Here is a 2,084-nt window from a genome sequence, read left to right on the forward strand (position 1 = left end):
CCAAGCCTGCTGCAATTCGCGCGTTTTACCTTACCCTAGCTAAGACTCCTCACCTTACCCCGCACTTTACTCTTGCCTGCATCCTTGATCAAGGTATTTTTTTGGATGCGGCATTAGATAATCTAGTAATAGAATGCACTATTGACTGCAAATCTAATTTTACTGATGCCCTAGCCTGTAACGATGCTCTGAGTAATCTAAGCGCGGTTGTTCAAGATGCTGCCTTACATCAAGCTTTACAACAACTTAAAGACCTACTGCCTGATCCAGAACAAAGTAAAGAAAGGTTTCAGACATGGTGGCAAACAAGTTACTCTGTCTGGATGGAGCGGTTAAAGGCCATGCTCGCCAAGCATCGAAACATTCAGCATCAGTGGCACTTCAGCCCACAGCAACAGCAAGTATTGCAACAATATTACGATGCCAATCAGTTGCTTCTCGATTGCCTCAATAGTAACTGTGAGGTAACAGGCGTTGTGCGGCAGGAGATTGAAGCTAGTTTGTTGTTGCCCAGAAAAGAACTCTCCAAGCAGGAATGGCAGGGGGAGTGGGGGAGATGAGGGGACAAGGGGGTAAACAAAACTCCTAACTCCTAACGGGCTAAACGCTCCGCTATCGCTAACAGCACTCCTAATGCCCAATGCCCTTTCATTTCGCTGTAACTTTGACCCTAGCTACAGAGATTTCTGGTAGTTCAATGGGTACTTGTCCGAGTGTAGATGAGCCTTTCAACCACAGCAGCACTGCGGGAGTGACACCAAGCAACAAGCCTAGCAACACGGGTACAAAGAATCCAGCTGTTAAGCTCATGACTGTAGCGAAACCAAAATTACTTAAATAAACTGCAAAGGGGATATTAAGTTGCGATTGCTCCCAGTTAATTGGATTATTTCTCCACAACAGTGCAGTCACAGTCATAAATACTGAGCTAGTACCCAGCCACCCCGCAAAGTTTTGGTAAGGCATTCCAAAGAAGGGGCCTGGTTGTTGCCAATACCAAAAGGGTAGAGAAGTTTGACTCATTGCCGGATCGAGAACAAAATCCCAGGAGGTTAGTAATAAAGCACCCAAAGCGATGGCACTTATATGACGCCACAATTTGGGTTTTTTGTCCACTTCTAAACCTGCACGTGCCAGCAGGTAAGAAACCAATCCCAAATAAAACCACGACAAGGGAATTGTAAATGGCACTAAACCCGCAATCTTATAACCTAAACCGCTTAAGTAACTATAATGACCAAATGGAAAACCAGTACTGGTTCCTAGTAATTCACTTGCTAGAGAAATAAATACTGATGGCAACAAAAATGCCAAGGCGCTACCTAAACCTAAAGTCCGCATGGAATACAAGAAAACACCTACCGCACCTAAAATCATATAAACTACACCGCCTCCCGCCATACTCCATTGGATGGCAGTTTGTGCAAGCTCGGATAAGTTAAAAATTACTTGGGCATTAGGTATAACCAGTAGTATTCCTACCAATCCAAATACTGTTGACACGACATGACCAATGAGGGTTACACGTTCAGCAATAACAAGTTGTCTCATGGTAATTCCTTTTTGCTTACTGCTAATGAAGCGCTATTCATCCTAGGCATTGGTTAAAAATTTCCTAGAATTTAAACCTCATGTATGTTGAAACCTAGAGTTTTTTGAAAGATATATTTATGTAGGTTGGGTGGAGTGAAACGCAACCCAACATTACCACCAAATTTTATGTTGGGTTACGCGATCGTTGCACCCAACCTACAAAGCTGGATTCTGGATTCTGAATTCTTCCATTTATAATCAGCTAAAATGAGCATTAATGATATTGAAATCTGGCTCTAATTGTTTGTCAAAATTGGATTTTTGGATAACTTCATCTTAGGAGTAACTATAAGTTTTGAAGTCTTTGATTTGTTTGACTAAATCAGAGTTGTCTTGCTGCATAAAGCTTCACCTACTGTTCTGCTAGTACTCTGATTTCATAAACTTCTCGCTGAATGAAATTGGATGTAAACATCAAGCGCTTACGACTACTGTTTACAAAGAAGAATTTCCGATTACGAGATTGATGGCTAAATTTGATTTGTTCCCCT

At 42.0% G+C, this 2,084-nt stretch carries 2 protein-coding genes; one reads left to right on the top strand and one right to left on the bottom strand.

The window, feature by feature from the left end; translation table 11 throughout:
- Positions 1–560: NACHT C-terminal helical domain 2-containing protein (locus tag V7L31_RS10125; protein WP_442944396.1), on the top strand; the 560-nt coding region annotated here is incomplete at its 5' end.
- An 88-nt stretch (positions 561–648) separates the two neighbouring features.
- Here the strand turns inward: V7L31_RS10125 and cruF are convergent.
- Positions 649–1,551: a gamma-carotene 1'-hydroxylase CruF gene (cruF, locus tag V7L31_RS10130; RefSeq protein WP_334696100.1), complete on the bottom strand. Its 903-nt coding sequence runs from the start codon at positions 1,549–1,551 to the stop codon at positions 649–651.
- Positions 1,552–2,084 lie beyond the last annotated feature (533 nt).

It is taken from the genome of Nostoc sp. (assembly GCF_036916655.1).
Lineage (GTDB): Bacteria > Cyanobacteriota > Cyanobacteriia > Cyanobacteriales > Nostocaceae > Nostoc.